Genomic DNA, 16,326 nt, shown 5'->3' with positions numbered 1-16,326 from the left:
TCACTCACCGGGAGAAAACGATGAAGGTATGTGTACTGGGCGGCGGCCACGGCTGCCATGCGGCCGCGATCGACCTGTTCGAGAAGGGCCACGACGTGACGTGGTGGCGGCGCGACCGCGAACCGCACGCGCGGCTGCGCGAACTCGGCGCGTTGCACGTGACCGACTATCGTGGCGAGCGCGCGGTGCCGCTCGGCGATACACCCGGCGCGATCCGGCTGACCGACGATCTCGCGGCCGCGCTGCGCGGCGCGCGGCTCGTCGTGGTGCCGCTGCCGGCCGTGTCGCACGACGCGCTGGCCGCGCAGGTCGCGCCGCTGCTCGAGGACGGCCAGGTCGTGTTCCTGCCGCCCGGCACATTCGGCAGCTTCGTGTTCGCGCGCGCGGCGGCCGACGCCGGCAACCGTGCGCGCGTCGCATACGCCGAGACGGGCACGCTGCCGTACCTGGTGCGCAAGCATGGCGACAACGCGGTCGTGATCAGCGCATACGCGACGCGCCTGCCGACCGGCGTGTTTCCCGCGAACGCGGCCGGCTGGGCGTTCGACGTGCTGCGCGCCGGTTATCCGTCGGTCGAGCCGGTCGAGGACGCGCTGTCCGGCGCGCTGATGAACGCGGGCCCGGTGATCCATCCGCCGCTGATCCTGATGAACGCCGGGCCGCTCGAACACTTCGACGCGTGGGACATCCACAACGAGGGCACGCAACCGTCGATCCGCCGCGTGACGAACGCGCTCGACGCCGAACGCATCGCCGTGCGCGAGGCGCTCGGCTACCGCGCGCCGCATTTCCCGCTCGCGGACCACTACGCGACCGACGGCGACGAATGGATGTACGGGCGCGGCGCGCACGGCAAGCTGACCGATAGCGGCGACTGGCGCGAGAAGATCGATCTGTGCACGCATCGCTACATGCTCGAGGACACCCGGCTCGGGCTGTCCTTCATCGTGTCGTGCGGACGCTGGGCCAACGTGCCGACGCCCGTTGCGCAGGGGCTGCTGAGCGTCGCGTCGGCCGTCACCGGCCGCGATCTGTATGCGCAAGGGCGCACGCTGGACGGTTTGGGTCTTGCCGCGCTGTCGCGCGACGCACTGCGCGCGCTGCTCGATGCGGGGTACGCCGCATGAAGGCCGCCCTCGACGTGACGCGCGTGCACGTGCTCGGCGCGGGACGCATGGGGCAGGGGATCGCGCTCGTGTTCGCATTCGCGGGCCTCGACGTGACGCTGATCGACTTCAAGCCGCGCGACGCGCAAGGATGGCGCGCATTCGAGGAGCGCACGCGCGGCGAGATCCTGCGGCCGCTGCATGCGCAGGTCGCGCTCGGCCGCATCGATCGCGCGCAGGCCGAGGCCGTCGTCGCGCGCATCGCGCTGGTCGCGCGTGATGGCGCGGCGCACGCGGTGCGCGACGCCGGCATCGTGTTCGAAGCGCTGCCGGAAGTGCTCGACGCGAAGGCCGACGCGTTGCACTGGCTCGGCGAACATGTCGATGCGCGTGCAACCATAGCGTCGACGACGTCGACGTTCGTCGTCACTACGTTGCAGCGCCATGTCCCGCACCCGGAGCGGATGCTGAACGCGCACTGGCTGAACCCGGCGCTGCTGATGCCGCTCGTCGAGATCAGCCGCAGCGACGTGACGGATCAGTCGGTTGTCGATGCGCTCGCCGCGCTGCTCGAGCGCGTCGGCAAGAAGCCGGTGATCTGCGGGCCGGCGCCCGGCTACATCGTGCCGCGCATCCAGGCGCTCGCGATGAACGAGGCCGCGCGGATGGTCGAGGAGGGCGTCGCGAGCGCCGCGGACATCGACACGGCGATCCGCACCGGCTTCGGCCCGCGCTTCGCGGTGCTCGGGCTGCTCGAGTTCATCGACTGGGGCGGCTGCGACATCCTGTACTACGCGTCGACGTACCTCGCCGGCGAGATCGGTCCGCGCTTCGCGCCGGCCGCGAGTGTCGTGCACAACATGGAGGCCGGGCGCGACGGCATGCGTACGGGCACCGGGTTCCACGACTATGCGCAGGTCGACGTGCCGGCTTACATGCAGCAACGGCTCGGCGAGTTCGCGCGGCTGCTCGACCACCTCGGGCTCGCGCCCGCGTTCGATGCCGCCCGGCGCGATTCCGGCGCGTGAGCGTCCGGCGGCGCGCGGCCGCGCGGTCATGCCGCGTCGCCGCGCGTGCTGGCGGCGGGCATACCGGCTGCGGGCGTACCGGCTCCGGGCATACCGCGCGTCTCCCGCATCACGCACAGCGTCGCGACGGTCACGAGCCCGAGCGCAATGAGGAACAACGACACGGGCCACGACGCGTGATAGCGCGCGAGCAGCGCGGTCGCGATCAGCGGCGACATCCCGCCGGCGAAGATCGACGCGACTTCATGGCCGAGCGCGACGCCCGAGTAACGCACCTCGGTGCTGAACAGCTCGCCGACCAGCGCGGGCAGCGTGCCGATCATCGCTCCATGGCTCACCGCCGTGCCGATCGTCAGCGCGAGCCATACGAGCGGCGTCGCGCGCGTGTCGAGCAGCCAGAAGAACGGAAACGCGCACGCGACGAGGCTCAGCGCGCCGATCAGGTACACGGGCTTGCGGCCGATCCGGTCGGACAGGCGGCCCCACGCGAGCATCGCGCCCATTTCGACGATCATCGCGATCATCACGCCGGTCAGCATCACGCCGTTCGGGATGCCGACGTATTTGCCGTAGACGAGCGAGAACGCGAGGAAGATGTACGCGCCGCCGTTTTCGGCGACGCGCAGCCCCATCGCGAGCAGGATTTCCTTCGGATGACGACGGATGCACTCGACGATCGGCAAATGCGTGTGCGCGCCGCGCTTGGCGGCCTGCTCGTAGTCGCGGCTTTCCGGCAGGTGGCGGCGGATATAGACGCCGATCGCGAAGATCGCGATGCTCGCGAGGAACGGCAGCCGCCAGCCCCAGGTGCGAAACGCGTCGTCCGGCAGCGCCTGCGCGGCGAGGAACGCGGCCGACGACAGCACGAAGCCGCCGCCCACGCCGAGCTGGCTCCACGCCGCGTAGTAGCCGCGCTGCTCGGGCGGTGCGTTCTCGCTGATCATCAGCACGCCGCCGCCCCATTCGCCGCCGGACGCGACGCCCTGCAGCAGCCGCAGCACGACGAGCGCCGCGGGCGCCCACAGCCCGACCTGTGCGTAGGTCGGCAGCAGGCCGATCGCGAACGTCGACGCGCCCATGATCAGCAGCGTCCACACGAGCGACGCCTTGCGCCCGTAACGGTCGCCGACGTGGCCGAACACGATCCCGCCGAGCGGCCGCGCGACGAAGCCGAGCGCGAACGCCGCGAACGCGGCGAGGCTGCCCGCGAGCGGCGACGCGCCGGGCGGAAAGAACACGTGGCCGAACACGAGCGCGGCGGCCGTGCCGTAGACGAAAAAGTCATACCATTCCATCGCGTTGCCGGCGACGGAGGCGATGACGATCCGGCGCAGTTGCCGGTCGGCGAGCGGCCGGGCGGCGCTCGGGGATTGCACGGTGTCGGTCGGGTACATGGCGGACTCTGAAGGGGGACGAACGCGTGCCGTCTCTGGAGAACGCATGCGGCACTGCGGGCTAGTGTTGTCGGCACCGCCGCCCCGGTCAAATCCACAAAAAAAGGGGAGTGTCATCACTCCCGCTGATGATGGTCTGCGCCGCGCGCGGCCGTGCCCGCGCGCGCCGTCGCCCGTTACCGCTCGATCTGCCGGTTCCAGCGCGTATCCCACTGCGCGCGGCGTGCGTTGATCGCCGCCCAGTCGACCACCGTCACCTTGCGCACGAGATCGTCGACGTTGCCGAGGCTTTGCTGCATCGCGGCCGGCATCTTCGCGAGGCGGTTGGTCGGGATCTGCTTGCCGGCCTCGGCGGCCTTCGTCTGCGCGGGCGCGGACAGCAGGAACTGCGCGAGCTTCTGCGCCAGCTGCGGATCCGGATTGTTCGCGACGACGCACAGGTCGACGAGCAGCAGCACCGGGCCTTCCTTCGGGTTCGCATACGCGACCGGAATGCCCTTGTCCTGCAGGTCGCCGACACCGGTCGGCGTCAGCGGGAACAGGCCGGCCTCGCCGGTCTGCACCATCTCGGAGATCTTCGCCGAGTTCGGGATGTACTCGACGACGTTCGGCCCGACCGTGCTCGCCCACTTGCTGAAGCCGGGCTCGACGTTCTGCTCGCTGCCGCCGAGCAGCCGGTTGATCGCGAGGAAGCCGTGCAGCCCGAACGTGCTGCTCGACGCCGACTGAAACACGACCTTGCCTTTGTATTTCGGGTCGGCGAAATCCATCCACGACGCGGGCGGCGCCCAGCCTTTCTCCGTGAACAGTTTCTTGTTGTACGCGATGCCGGTCATGCCGAGCTGCACGCCCGCGCCGACGTCGTCCTTCATCCGCGCGAACGGATACAGCTCCTTGAGCACCGGCGAATCGTCGAGCTTCTGGCACACGCCGAGGCTGACCGCGCGCGCCATCACGCCGTCGTCGAGGAACGCGACGTGGATCTGCGGCTTGTTGCGGTTCGCGAGCAGCTTCGCGAGCACGTCCGACGACGTGCCGGGCACGACGACGACCTTCACGTTGTTCGCCTTCTCGAACTCGGGCAGCACCTGGCTCGTATAGGCCTTTTCCATCGGGCCGCCGTTCATGCCGACGTAGATCGTCTTCGTTTGCGCGAACGCGGGCGCGGCGGCGCCGGCGACGCAGAGGGCGGCGGCGGCCGCGATCGTTCCGAACAGTTTCACTTGTGGGTCTCCTCTTGACGGAAAGGGGCGATCGGCGTGTGCGGCGCGAAGCGGCCGATCGAGAATGCTTCGAGTGGCGTGACGGTTTCGCCGGTCGTGACGAGCTCGGCGAGCACCTCGCCGACGCCCGGCGCGAGCAGGAAGCCGCCGCCGGAAAAGCCGAACGCGTGCAACAGGTTCGGCGTCGTGCGGCTCGCGCCGATGATCGGGTTGTGGTCGGGCGTGCAGCCTTCGACGCCGCTCCACGTGCGGATCAGCAGCGCATCGCGCAGCGCGGGCAACAGCGCGCACGCGTCGCGCATCACCGCGCGCGTCGTGTCGACCGACGGCTGGCCGAATTCGCCGTCGCCGCGGCCGCGTCCGCCGCCGATCACGCAGTTGCCGCGCGCGACCTGCCGCGCATACACCCCGCCGCCGTACACGCCGAGGTTGTGCGTGATGAACGGCGGCAGCGGCTCGGTCACCCACATGTTCGGGTAGATCGGCTCCATCGGCACGGCTTCGCCGAAGCGTTCGGCGATGGTGTTCGCCCATGCGCCGGCCGAATTGATCAGCCACGTCGCCGTGCACCTGCGGCCGCCTGCCTGAACGTGAAAGCGCATGCCGTCGTGCCGGGCGTCATCGACCGCTGCGTGCTCGAACACGTCGGCGCCCGCCGCGCGGGCCGCACGCGCGAACGCGGGCGACACGACGCGCGGGTTCGCGTGCCCGTCGGTCGCGCACAGCGAGCCGCCGAGCGCCGCGCGGCCGAGCCACGGGTAGCGGCGGCGGAACGCGTCGCCGCGCATCACCTGCAGCGGCAGGCCGTGCTCGCCGGAGACCGTTGCATACGCATCGAGCGCATCGAGGTCGGCGTCGCTGCGCGCGAGCCGCAAGTGGCCCGACACGACGAATTCGCCGTCGATGCCGATCAGCTCGGGCAGGCGGTCCCAGATGCGCCGTGCGCGCAGCGCGAGCGGCAGCTGCTCGGCCGGGCGGCCCTGGCAGCGCACGCCGCCGTAGTTCACGCCGCTCGCTTGCGCGCCGCAGTCGCGGCGCTCGAACAGCGCGACGCGCAGCCCGCGCCGCGCCAGCGCCAGCGCGGCCGACGCGCCGACGAGGCCGCCGCCGACGATCGCGACATCATAGTGACGAAGTTCACTCATCGCGCGCCTCGTCGGGAATCGCCGCGACGTCGTCGCCCGCGAGCGCGGCCGAGATCGGGAACGGCTTCACAGGTGGTTGCGCGCGCAACCGACCGACGTCCGCGAGCGGGCGGCCGGTTTCGGCGGCCAGCACGAGAGCGGTCGCGTCGCCGCACATGCGGCCCTGGCAGCGGCCCATCCCGGCGCGCGTCAGCGCCTTCAGCCGGTTTAGCTCGGTGGCCGCGCCGTCGCGGATGCAGCGTCGCAGCGTGCCCGCGTCGATCTCCTCGCAGCGGCATACGATCGTGTCGTCCGGGCAGCGTGCGGCAAGCTCGGGCGGCGGCGCGAACGCCGCCTCGAGGCCCGCACGGAATGCGCCGAGCCGGGCGAGCGTGCGTTCGAGCGTGGCCGCATCGGGCTTGCCAGCCGGCGATGGAGAGGACGTCGCGATGCCCGCGTCGTCGAGCAGCGCGAGCGCCGCGCGTCGCCCGGACGCCTCGGCCGCGTCGGCCCCCGCGATGCCGGCGCCGTCGCCCGCGACGTAGAGGCCGCGCACCGACGTGCGGCCGGCCGCGTCGCGTTCCGGCAGCCATGCGTGGTTGAGCGGATCGAAACGGAACCGGCAGCCGGCGAGATCGGCAAGCTGCGTTTCCGAACGCAGCCCGAAGCCGAGGCCGAGCGCATCGCAGTCGAGCCGGCGCATCGGTGCATCGCTACCGGCCGCGCGCCACGCGAGGCCGGTGACGTGTCGCTCGCCGAGTACGCGTTCGAGCGTGACGCCCGTTTCGATCGCGACGCCGTGCGCGCGCAGCCAGCCGATGTAATAGAGCCCCTTCGCGAAGGTCGCCGGCATGCGCAGCAGCGCCGGTGTCGCGGCCGCCTGCTGGCGCAGCGGGCTCGTGTCGAGCACCGCCGCGACCTGCGCGCCGGCCTTCACGTACTGGTAGGCGACGAGATACAGCAACGGCCCCGTGCCCGCGAACACGATGCGGCTGCCGATCGCGCAGCCCTGCGACTTCAGCGCGACCTGCGCGCCGCCGAGCGTATAGACGCCGGCAAGCGTCCAGCCCGGCACCGGCAGCATGCGATCGGTCGCGCCGCTTGCGATGATCAGGTGCGAGAACGGCACGGTCGTTTCGCGGCCGTCCTGCAGCGTGTCGACGCGGCCCGCGCCGCACGCCCACGCGAGCGTGTTTGGCCGGTAGTCGACCTGCGGCAGCAGCGCGGCCATCGTCCGGTGCACGGCGTCCGCCTTCGCGGCCTCGAAGCCGTACAGCGCACGCTTGCCGCGGGCGAACGCGCCGTCGACCGGCGGCTGCCGATAGATCTGCCCACCCCAGCGCGCGTTCTCGTCGATCACGACGGGGCGCAGCCCCGCGTCGACCAGCGCCTCGGCCGCGCGCACGCCGGCCGGCCCCGCACCGACGATCACCGGTCGCAGTGCGTCGCTCACGATGCGTCTCCGTTGATAACATGCTGCGCACCGGTGACGATCCGCATGCCTTCTGCGATCGGCGTCGAGCATGCGCGCACGCGTGCGCCGGCCTCGGTGCGCACCCAGCAGTCCTGGCACGCGCCGATCAGGCAGAAACCCGCGCGCGGCGTGCCGCTGAATTCGCTCACGCGCACGCGGCGCTGCGCGACGAGGATCGCGGTGAGCACGGTGTCACCGGCAAGCGCATGCGCGGGGCGGCCGTCGAGCGTGAACGCGACGGCGGCGCGCTCGCGTTCGGCGACGCGCACGAATTGCGGGCCGTCGTCGGCGATGTCGGTGGAACGGGAAACGGAAGTCATCGTCAGTGTTGGCCGATCAGGATGCGGTTCAGGCCGTACACGCGATCGAGCAGCAGCATCGCGCCGGCGGTGATGAGGATGACGAGCGTCGATACCGACGCCATCATCGGATCGATCGATTCGGTCGCGTACATGTACATGCGCACCGGCAGGGTGACCGTCTGCGGCGACGTGACAAAGATCGACATCGTCAGCTCGTCGAAGCTGTTGATGAACGCGAGCAGCCAGCCGCCGGTGATGCCGGGCACGATCATCGGCAGCGTGATGCGGCGAAACGTCGTCCACGGATCGGCGCCGAGCGAGCACGCGGCCTGCTCGATGCTGCGGTCGAGGCCCGCGACGGATGCGAGCACGAGCCGCATCACGAACGGCGTGATGACGATCATGTGCGCGAGCACCAGCCACGTGAACGAGCCGGTCGCGCCGATCAGCGCGAAAAAGCGCAGCAGCGCGATGCCGAGCACGAGACCGGGAATCACGAGCGGCGACAGCAGCAGCCCGTTCAGGAACGCGCGGCCCGGAAACGTCGCGCGGCCGATCGCGAGCCCGGCGGGCAATGCGATCGCGAGCGACAGCGTCGCCGACGCGAACGCGAGCTTCACGCTGTTGACGAACGCGGTGACGAAGTCGGGATAGTCGAGGATCGCGCGGAACCAGCGCAGCGACAGCCCGTGCGTCGGCAGCGTCAACGTTTCGTCGGGCGTGAACGCGACGAGCACAACGATCGCGAGCGGCGCAAGCACGAACAGGATCACGAGCGTATGGAACGCCAGGGCGAAGGGGCCGTTCTTGCTCATCGGGAAGCGCCTCCGAGGCTGCGCGCGTAGCGGCGTTCGAGCACGCGGTAGTAGGTGAGCATCACGACGAGGTTCGCGATCAGCAGCAGCACCGCGATCGTCGCGCCGAGCGGCCAGTTCAGTGAGCCGAGGAATTCGTCGTAGACGGCGGTCGCCGCGACCTTCAGGCGACGTCCGCCGAGCAGGCCCGGAATCGCGAAGGCGCTCGCCGACAGCCCGAACACCATCAGGCTGCCCGACAGCACGCCCGGCATCAGCTGCGGCACCACGATGCGGCGCAACGTCGTGAACGGCGACGCGCCGAGCGACAGCGCCGCGTGTTCGGTCTGCGGATCGAGCCGCTGCAGCGCGGTCCACACGGGAATCACCATGAACGGCAGCATCACGTGAACGAGCGCGATCACGATCGCGAACGTCGTGTATTCGAGCTTGTACGGCCCGAGGCCCGCGAGCCCGAGCGCCTGGTTCACGAGTCCGCTCGTGTTCAGCAGCATGCTCCAGCCGAACGCGCGCACGACGACCGACACGAGCAGCGGCGCGAGGATCACGAGCAGGAACAGCGAGCGCCACGGATCGCGCATTTTCGACAGCACGTACGCTTCCGGCGTGCCGATCGCGACGCAGATCGCGGTGGTCAGCGCGGCGATGCCGAAGGTGCGCGCGAAGATCGTGTGGAAGTACGACGAGCCGAGCACTTCCGCGTAGTGGCCGAACTGGAACGCGGCGATCGGGCCGGTGGCCGGGTCGAAGCGATAGAACGTGAGCGCGAAGGTCATCGCGAGCGGCACGAGCACGAGCGCGGCGAACAGCGCGAACGCGGGCGCGCACATCAACCACAGCGGTGCATGCGCGCGCCACGTGGCGCGCGGCACGCGGCCGCCGGCAGCGCGCGGCGTCACCGCATCGCCTGCGGCGGCGGACGGTGCGAGGCCGGCCGTCGCGCCGTCGGCGGGTAGCGGGCGGGTAGGCTGTCCCATTCAGGCCTCCCGGCGCATCACGCGCACCGCGTCGCTATGCCAGTCGACGCCCACCGGCGCGCCTTCCGCGAGCGGCTCCGCGCCTTCGTTCTGGCAGCACACGAGCACTTCGCCGAGTGCGCTGTCGACGCGGTACAGCCACTGGCTGCCGAGGAAGAATCGGCTCGTGACGGTCGCGGCGAAGCGGCCTGCGCCCGGCGCGCACAGTCGCAGCTTTTCCGGGCGGATGCAGACCGACACGGCGTCGCCGACACGGATGTCGCGCTCGCGTGCCGGCAGGTGCGCGGTGCGGCCCGTTTCCGCGAGATCGTGGCCGAGGTCGATGCGGATCGCGTCGCCGTCGTGCGCGACGATCGTGCCGGGCAGCAGGTTCGCCTTGCCGATGAACTGCGACACGAAATGGTTCTCGGGACGTTCATACGCGCGGTACGGCGTGTCCGTCTGCGTGATGCGGCCGGCTTCCATCACGACCACGCGATCGCTGATCGACAGCGCTTCCGACTGATCGTGCGTGACCATGATCGTCGTTGTGCCAATCTTGCGCTGGATCGCACGCAGTTCGAACTGCATGTCCTCGCGCAGCTTCGCGTCGAGATTCGACATCGGCTCGTCGAGCAGCAGCACCGGCGGTTCGATCACGATCGCGCGCGCGATCGCGACACGCTGCCGCTGTCCGCCGGACAGTTCGCGCGGGAAGCGGTGCGCGAGCGCATCGAGGCGCACGAGCGCGAGCGCCGCGCGGATGCGCTCGGCGCGCTCGGTCTTGTCGACGCCGCGCATGTCGAGGCCGAAGCCGACGTTCTCCGCGACGCTCATGTGCGGAAACAGCGCATAGCTCTGGAACACGATGCCGAGCCCGCGGCGGTTCGGCTTCATGTGCGTGATGTCCTGCCCGTCGAGCGCGATGCGGCCGCGCGTGACGTCGACGAAGCCGGCGATCATCTGCAGCGTCGTGGTCTTGCCGCAGCCCGACGGGCCGAGCAACGACACGAATTCGCCTTGTTCGACCGACAGGTTGACGTCGGCGACGGCGGTCAGCTCGCCGAACGATTTCGTCAGATCCGTAAGCGTGAGAAACGACATGGGGAGCTCCGGGTTCGCACACCGTGGCCGGTGCACCGATGACGCGGACTCTAGCCAGCCATATTTCGGAGCGTCAATTTGGAATTCTGCTCAACGGGAGAAATTTCGAAAAAATTCCGATGAGCGGAATGGAACGTCGAATCACGTCGAAATCGTTCCGGTGAATGAAGGGCGGCCGGCCCGCGAAATGCACACGTCAATCCCGTGCACACCCGGATGCCCGCGCAATTTCGGCCGGACGACAATGGCGGCTACCGTATTCCGTTCAATGAAATCATCGAGGAGAGCCGGCATGCCAGAACCCCAGTCGCCCGGAACGTCGCCGGCCGCACGCGCGCCGCGCCCGGACGAGGACGCCGCCGATCCGGCCGGCGCGCCGGGCACCGGTATGCTGCAGCGCGCGTTCGCGATCCTGCGCGCCCTGGCCGGCATGCAGCAGGACGGCGTGCGCGTCACGCACCTCGCGAAGGCCGTCGGCCTCACGCAGGGCACCGCGCACCGGATCCTGCAATCGCTGATCGCCGAAGGGATGGTCGAGCAGGACGAACAGTCGAAGCTGTACCGGCTGAGCGTCGACTTCTTCGCGCTCGCCGCGCTGGCCGGCAATCCGAGCAGCATGCGCACGCTGTGCCGGCCCGTGCTGCTGCGGCTGTGCGCGAGCCTGGGCGAGACGATCTTCCTGCTCGTGAAGAGCGGCTTCGACGCGGTGTGTCTCGACCTGTGCGAAGGGCCGTTTCCGATCCGCTCGTTTACCGGCGACATCGGCGGGCGCATCGCGCTCGGCGTCGGACAGGGCAGCCTCGCGATCCTCGCGTTCCTGCCGGAGGCCGAGCGCGAGGAAGTGATCCGCTTCAACGTGCCGCGCATCCGCGGCTACGGCGTGCTCGACGAGGTGTACCTGCGCACCGAGATCGAACGCGTGCGGCAGCTCGGCTACGCGGGCCGCAACAGCGGCGTGCTCGACGGGATGGCCGGCGTCGCGGTGCCGATCCTCGACCGCACCGGGTATCCGGTCGGCGCGCTGAGCGTCGGCACGCTGGCGTCGCGTCTCGGCGACGACCGGATGCCGATGGTCGTCGAACTGCTCAGGCGCCAGGCCGACGCGATCGGCCCGCGCACGAATCCGTTCGACGCCGCGTTGCGGCGGCCGATGCATGGGCTGGCCGGGAAAACGGTATAGATGCGTCGCGCGTCGCTGGTTCGTTAGCTTGCTGATGCGAGCTCTTTACGTCTGATCAAAGCGCGCGTTGTCGAGCGCTTTCGTTTTTGCTCGCGACGGCACGGACGGCCTGCTCAATCACCCCAGCGCCGCTTCACCAACCCGAAACTGCGCGACGGCATCGCTGAGCCGCGTGCTCTGATCCTCGAGCGACAGCGCCGCGGCGGCGGCCTCCTCGACCAGCGCGGCGTTGCGCTGCATCGTCTGCTCCATCTGGATGACGGCGGTATTCACCTGCTCGATGCCGGACGTCTGCTCGTCGAAGGCGATGCTGGTCTCGCCCATGATCGCGTTGACGCGCTCGACCGCGGTGACGAGTTCGGACATCGCCGAACCGGCGAGCGCGACGAGGCCGCTGCCGTCCTCCACGCGCTGCGTCGAGTTGCCGATAAGCTCGCGGATTTCTTTCGCCGCCGATGCGCAGCGCTGCGCGAGCCCGCGCACCTCGGTCGCGACGACCGCGAAGCCGCGCCCCTGCTCGCCCGCGCGCGCCGCTTCGACCGCGGCGTTCAGCGCGAGGATGTTGGTCTGGAACGCGATGCTCTCGATCACGCCGACGATGCCGGAGATCCGCGCGGAGCTGTGCGAAATCGCGGACATCGTTTCGACGACGCGCTGCATCGCGTCGCCGCCTCGCGCGGCGATGCCGGCCGCGCCTTGCGCGTAAGTGCGCGCATCGCGCGCGTTATCCGCGTTCTGGCGCACGGTCGCGGTCAGCTGCTCGACGCTCGCCGCCGCCTGTTGCAGCGACACGGCCTGCTGCTCCGTGCGCGCGGACAGGTCGACGTTGCCGCTCGCGATCGTGCGGACGTCGCCGACGATCGTCTCCGTGCTCGTGCGGACCTGCGTCACGGTTTCGACGAGGCCGTCCTGCATCCGCTTCAACGCGTTCAGCAGATACGCCATTTCGTTTTTGCCGGGAATGACGACCGTGCCGGTCAGGTCGCCTTTCGAGATCCTGTCGAAGTGGTCGACGGCGAGATGGATCGGCTCGATGATCGCCTTCGCGAGCACGCGCTGCGCGAGGAAGCCGACGATCAGCGCGAACAGCGCGACCGCCGCCATCGCCCACACGATGCGATGGAAGCGCGCGCCGGCCGCGTCGTAGCGCGCCTTCTGGCGCGCGACCTGGAACGATTCGAGCGCGTCGATCGCATCCTGGTAAGCCGTGAACAGCGCCGGTTGTGCGGTGCGATGCGTGTCGAGGAAGTCGAATGCGTTGTCTTGGTCGAGTTGCGACATCGCCTTCAGGAACACCTGGTCGAGCAGCGTGCGACGACGCGTTTGCAGCGTGTCGAACAGCGCTTGCTCGTCGGCGTCGCGTGCATGCAGGCGCGTGTAGGCGTCGAGTTCGTCGTTGCTCTGCTTGAGCAGCGTGTGGAGTTGCGCGATTTCCGCCTTCGCGGGCTGGCCGGCGCTGATGATCTGCGCGACGTCGCTCACGCGTTCGCGCAGCACGAGCATGCGCTCCGAGCTGGTTTTCAGGTGCAGCAGCGACGCGGTGTCGTCGCGGTACATCGCTTCGAGCGAGCCGTTGCCGGCATACAGCGCGGCGATGCACGCGCCGACGACCAGGACGAGCAGCGCCGTATAGCCGGCGATGGTCGCGACGAGTCCGCCGCGGATGGTGAGTTTTCGCATGACGTTCCCTTGCCGGCGGCACAACGGGCGGCCGACGGCGGATATGGATTCCGGAGCACGAACGACGACGGGCGCCGCGTCGCGATGCGGGGCGCCGGGATTGCGAACGAGTTAACGGCGGCGATGACTGGAAGTTTTTATCCGAACGCGACGCGAACCCGACGGAATGCGACAGAAAGGGGAGCCGGCATGCGTTGGCGCGGCGGGGCAGTGTACTGAATGTGAAGGTGGCAGGGCGCGGGTGGGCAGCCGCATCGGTGGCGATTGCAGCTGCCGCACCCGCGTTGCCGTCAGCCGCCGGTCTGGAACCCGAGCGCCGCGGCCTTCGCACGCAGGTCCGAGAACCGGTCGGCGGCGGGATTGGCCGCCAGTTGCGACGGATCGATGCCCGACACCGAGCTGGACGGCGAAGGCGCGGTGGCTCCCGGACACGTTCCGCCGAACGGCCCTTGCGCGACCGTGAACACCGGTGCATCGGTACGCGCCGCGCCGTTGAGATCGAGCGCGTACGCGAGATTGAAGGTCGCCGGATCGCTGCCGCGCACGCCGAGCGGCTTCAGGCCGAAGCGCCATTGCAGCAGCGCGTGAATCGAGCTCGGGTCGAACGGATAGCGCGTGACCGTGCCGGCACGCACGCGCGGGCCGAGCAGCGCAAGCGGCACGCGAAAGCCGAGCTTGCCGTCGTTGCCGACCGCGTGCTCGTTGTTGCTGATCGGCCGGATCGGCGGCACCACGTGCTCGAGAAAGCCGCCCCATTCGTCGTAGACGATGATCATCAGCGTGCGGCTCCACGTCGGGCTCGTGCGCAGCGCGTCATACACCTGGTTCAGAAATGCCTGCCCGTTGCGGATGTCCGCGTGCGGGTGGTCGTCGGCGGACGTACCGGCCTGCTCGCCCGAGAAAACAGGATCAACCATGCAGAATGGCGGCAGCGTGCCCGCCGCCGCATTCGACAGGAACTCCGAGAACGGACGCGAGATGCCGAGATAGCGCGTGCCGTAAAGCGCGGTGAACGGCACGTCGTGGTAGTAGTAGTTGCAACCGACGTTGGCGTCGCTCAGGTTGTCCCAGATCGTGCGCAGCGACGAGTTGTCGACACTGTCGGTGAGGCGGTCGGTGGCACCGCTATGCAGATAGAGGCGATTCGGGATCGTGTCGGTCAGCACGCCGGTGAAGTAGAAGTCGCCGATGGTGTAATTGCTCGCCACCGCGTTGAAGAACGGCAGGTCTGCCGCCGCGTAGAAGCCGATCGGCAGCAGGTCGCCCTGCGTCTGGCTCGTGCCTGGTGTGAGGAGAAAGCCGTTCATCGCCCCCGAGGCCAGCTGCACGCGTCCGCCCTCGTAGCCGTGGTTCGGGTCGTGGTACGCGCACGCCTGATAGCCGTATGCGGGATCGGCCGACAGTGAAAACGGTGCGTGGGTGGCGCCGAACGCGTCCTTGTATTGGCGGTTCGCGGGCATGCCCTCGGCGCCGGGCACCCAGCCCAGGAAGTGATCGAACGAGCGATTTTCCATCGTGATCAGCACGATGTGATCGATGCCCGAACTCGCCGGGTCGGGCAACTTCGGCCGCGGCAGGCTGTAGCGATCGCCGGCATTCGGCGAAGGCGTGTCGCCGATCGACGGCGCGGGCGCGTTGCCGTCCGGTGAATTGATGTCTCCATCTCCGCCGCCTCCGCAACCCGGCAATGCGACACTGCCGGCCACTGCTGCAACACCGGCCAGAAAACGGCGGCGGTTGTAGCGGCGATATGCATTCGACTCGTCCATGACAACGTCTCCTTCGTTATTGGATGCGGCGCTGGCCAGCCGATCACGCATCGCCGCCGCGAAGCGACGCGCACTCGCCGTGCGGAAAACGCGAGCGGGCGGAAGGCGCAACCTTCATGCCTGCGGGGCGCATTCGATGCTGGCAGCCGCCGATGCTGTTGCGCGTTCGACGGTCGCTGGGCCCGCGGGCTGGCTCGCTTGCATGTGCGGGTCGCTACTGCGTGTTCGGCGCGGTGCACCATTCGTCGTTTCGTGCGCAACGAGGTCGTAGTCGGACGATTGAACGACGCCAAAGCGCAGGTCGTGGGTCAAAAGGAATCGACGATTGATGCATTGCGAGAAGACGCGCCGTCAGCTTCGTGGCGCGATGTCGTTTGCGAACGCGCGGTTGACAGTCGCTGCCGGATTGCGGAGAGTTTCGACATCGTTGTCGCGGGCGCAAGGACGGCTTCCGGTTCCGTGCGCGTGCAACGAGAAGACGCTGGCGCTCGCGCGACTGCCGCGCCGAGCCGAAATCGCTGCACTGTCGATGCCGATGGTTGATGGTCGGCGGACATGCTAGGATTTCCGACAAACAACTTCGGAGACTGCCATGCCGTTCATCTGCGAGAACGTTGAATGCCGTGCCGTGCTGGCTCGAGGGCAAGTCAGGTCACGTGAGGAGGACGCGGGCTGGTGCTTCTACTGCCCGGACTGCAAGGCCAGGAACGAGTTGAAGAATGTTGGCGCGGCCGACGGCCCGGTCGAGCTGGTTCAGCCGGAGCGGTCCGGTCTTCCGCACAAGGTCGTCGCGACGGCCCGGCCACTCGAAGACGGCAGATACGCGGCGCAGTTGCGCGTTCAGCGGGCGCTCGCGGTGAAAGGCACATACGCGGCCGAAGAGCAGTGGGAGGAACTTGGCGTGTTCCCCGACCCGCAAGAGGCCGTCGCGCATGCGAGGTCCTTCGCAACGGGTCTACTGGAACCCACAACGTAATTATCGATACCGTCAGTTGTGCTGGGTAGTGCCACCGCACTCGCTCGGTAATGAATATGCGATCCTCGGATCGCCGCACTGTCGTGCGGCTCTGAGCATCTTTACGGTGCCTGAAACGAAGAAGGGGCGTCGTGCACGCGAGCACGACGCCCCTTTGCATTTCCCGCTCGCATCCGTCAATTATGGATGTCGAAC

General features: G+C 69.0%; 14 protein-coding genes. 4 read left to right on the top strand and 10 right to left on the bottom strand.

What is annotated here, in order from left to right; translation table 11 throughout:
* The first annotated feature begins 20 nt into the window (after positions 1 to 20).
* A complete protein-coding gene (locus ABIC50_RS08575; RefSeq protein ID WP_175677354.1) occupies positions 21 to 1,127 on the top strand; it encodes an NAD/NADP-dependent octopine/nopaline dehydrogenase family protein in 1,107 nt (368 codons plus the stop codon).
* The gene (locus ABIC50_RS08570) at positions 1,124 to 2,134 is read left to right on the top strand and encodes a 3-hydroxybutyryl-CoA dehydrogenase (RefSeq protein WP_354163099.1); all 1,011 of its coding nucleotides are present in this window, start codon (positions 1,124 to 1,126) and stop codon (positions 2,132 to 2,134) included. The genes ABIC50_RS08575 and ABIC50_RS08570 overlap by 4 nt, the downstream gene beginning before the upstream one ends.
* Positions 2,135 to 2,160: 26 nt before the next feature.
* Here the strand turns inward: ABIC50_RS08570 and ABIC50_RS08565 are convergent, their stop codons facing one another.
* From ABIC50_RS08565 to ABIC50_RS08530, 8 genes are all read right to left on the bottom strand, one after another.
* Positions 2,161 to 3,528 carry an MFS transporter gene (locus tag ABIC50_RS08565; protein WP_354163097.1) on the bottom strand — a complete coding sequence of 456 codons (1,368 nt, stop codon included), beginning with the start codon at positions 3,526 to 3,528 and terminating at the stop codon, positions 2,161 to 2,163.
* A gap of 176 nt (positions 3,529 to 3,704) precedes the next feature.
* Entirely contained in the window at positions 3,705 to 4,751 is a 1,047-nt protein-coding gene (locus tag ABIC50_RS08560) for an ABC transporter substrate-binding protein (protein WP_354163094.1), read from the bottom strand.
* Entirely contained in the window at positions 4,748 to 5,896 is a 1,149-nt protein-coding gene (locus tag ABIC50_RS08555) for an NAD(P)/FAD-dependent oxidoreductase (protein WP_354163091.1), read from the bottom strand. The genes ABIC50_RS08560 and ABIC50_RS08555 overlap by 4 nt, the downstream gene beginning before the upstream one ends.
* Positions 5,889 to 7,328, bottom strand: coding sequence for an FAD/NAD(P)-dependent oxidoreductase (locus ABIC50_RS08550; protein WP_354163088.1), 1,440 nt, complete (start codon positions 7,326 to 7,328; stop codon positions 5,889 to 5,891). Before ABIC50_RS08550 ends, ABIC50_RS08555 begins: the two co-directional genes overlap by 8 nt.
* Complete coding sequence (locus tag ABIC50_RS08545) at positions 7,325 to 7,669, bottom strand: (2Fe-2S)-binding protein (RefSeq protein ID WP_354163085.1); 345 nt, start codon at positions 7,667 to 7,669, stop codon at positions 7,325 to 7,327. The genes ABIC50_RS08550 and ABIC50_RS08545 overlap by 4 nt, the downstream gene beginning before the upstream one ends.
* A 2-nt stretch (positions 7,670 to 7,671) precedes the next feature.
* A complete protein-coding gene (locus tag ABIC50_RS08540; RefSeq protein WP_354163083.1) occupies positions 7,672 to 8,466 on the bottom strand; it encodes an ABC transporter permease in 795 nt (264 codons plus the stop codon).
* Positions 8,463 to 9,443, bottom strand: a complete 981-nt coding sequence (locus tag ABIC50_RS08535; RefSeq protein ID WP_175673690.1) for an ABC transporter permease — start codon at positions 9,441 to 9,443, stop codon at positions 8,463 to 8,465. Before ABIC50_RS08535 ends, ABIC50_RS08540 begins: the two co-directional genes overlap by 4 nt.
* Positions 9,444 to 10,526, bottom strand: coding sequence for an ABC transporter ATP-binding protein (locus tag ABIC50_RS08530; protein ID WP_175732747.1), 1,083 nt, complete (start codon positions 10,524 to 10,526; stop codon positions 9,444 to 9,446).
* 292 nt (positions 10,527 to 10,818) lie between these two features.
* On the opposite strand from ABIC50_RS08530, the gene ABIC50_RS08525 reads away from it, so the two are divergent.
* Positions 10,819 to 11,706 carry an IclR family transcriptional regulator gene (locus ABIC50_RS08525; RefSeq protein WP_126226604.1) on the top strand — a complete coding sequence of 296 codons (888 nt, stop codon included), beginning with the start codon at positions 10,819 to 10,821 and terminating at the stop codon, positions 11,704 to 11,706.
* Between the two features lie 117 nt (positions 11,707 to 11,823).
* On the opposite strand, the gene ABIC50_RS08520 is transcribed toward ABIC50_RS08525, so the two are convergent.
* A complete protein-coding gene (locus tag ABIC50_RS08520; RefSeq protein WP_354163080.1) occupies positions 11,824 to 13,386 on the bottom strand; it encodes a methyl-accepting chemotaxis protein in 1,563 nt (520 codons plus the stop codon).
* A gap of 290 nt (positions 13,387 to 13,676) precedes the next feature.
* Positions 13,677 to 15,155, bottom strand: a complete 1,479-nt coding sequence (locus tag ABIC50_RS08515; RefSeq protein WP_165752543.1) for an alkaline phosphatase family protein — start codon at positions 15,153 to 15,155, stop codon at positions 13,677 to 13,679.
* Positions 15,156 to 15,747: 592 nt separating this feature from the next.
* Between ABIC50_RS08515 and ABIC50_RS08510 the strand changes: the two genes are divergently transcribed.
* Complete coding sequence (locus ABIC50_RS08510; protein WP_105829956.1) at positions 15,748 to 16,131, top strand: hypothetical protein; 384 nt, start codon at positions 15,748 to 15,750, stop codon at positions 16,129 to 16,131.
* Positions 16,132 to 16,326: the final 195 nt, after the last annotated feature.

It is taken from the genome of Burkholderia sp. 567 (assembly GCF_040545115.1).
Lineage (GTDB): Bacteria > Pseudomonadota > Gammaproteobacteria > Burkholderiales > Burkholderiaceae > Burkholderia > Burkholderia ambifaria.
This window is presented reverse-complemented; position numbering and strand designations above follow the sequence as displayed.

Coding starts and splice junctions, on each gene's coding strand:
- ABIC50_RS08575 (WP_175677354.1), top strand. CDS start 21: ATGAAGGTATGTGTACTGGGCGGCGGCCACGGCTGCCATGCGGCCGCG.
- ABIC50_RS08565 (WP_354163097.1), bottom strand. CDS start 3,528: ATGTACCCGACCGACACCGTGCAATCCCCGAGCGCCGCCCGGCCGCTC.
- ABIC50_RS08545 (WP_354163085.1), bottom strand. CDS start 7,669: ATGACTTCCGTTTCCCGTTCCACCGACATCGCCGACGACGGCCCGCAA.
- ABIC50_RS08535 (WP_175673690.1), bottom strand. CDS start 9,443: ATGGGACAGCCTACCCGCCCGCTACCCGCCGACGGCGCGACGGCCGGC.
- ABIC50_RS08555 (WP_354163091.1), bottom strand. CDS start 5,896: ATGAGTGAACTTCGTCACTATGATGTCGCGATCGTCGGCGGCGGCCTC.
- ABIC50_RS08510 (WP_105829956.1), top strand. CDS start 15,748: ATGCCGTTCATCTGCGAGAACGTTGAATGCCGTGCCGTGCTGGCTCGA.
- ABIC50_RS08520 (WP_354163080.1), bottom strand. CDS start 13,386: ATGCGAAAACTCACCATCCGCGGCGGACTCGTCGCGACCATCGCCGGC.
- ABIC50_RS08540 (WP_354163083.1), bottom strand. CDS start 8,466: ATGAGCAAGAACGGCCCCTTCGCCCTGGCGTTCCATACGCTCGTGATC.
- ABIC50_RS08530 (WP_175732747.1), bottom strand. CDS start 10,526: ATGTCGTTTCTCACGCTTACGGATCTGACGAAATCGTTCGGCGAGCTG.
- ABIC50_RS08515 (WP_165752543.1), bottom strand. CDS start 15,155: ATGGACGAGTCGAATGCATATCGCCGCTACAACCGCCGCCGTTTTCTG.
- ABIC50_RS08570 (WP_354163099.1), top strand. CDS start 1,124: ATGAAGGCCGCCCTCGACGTGACGCGCGTGCACGTGCTCGGCGCGGGA.
- ABIC50_RS08525 (WP_126226604.1), top strand. CDS start 10,819: ATGCCAGAACCCCAGTCGCCCGGAACGTCGCCGGCCGCACGCGCGCCG.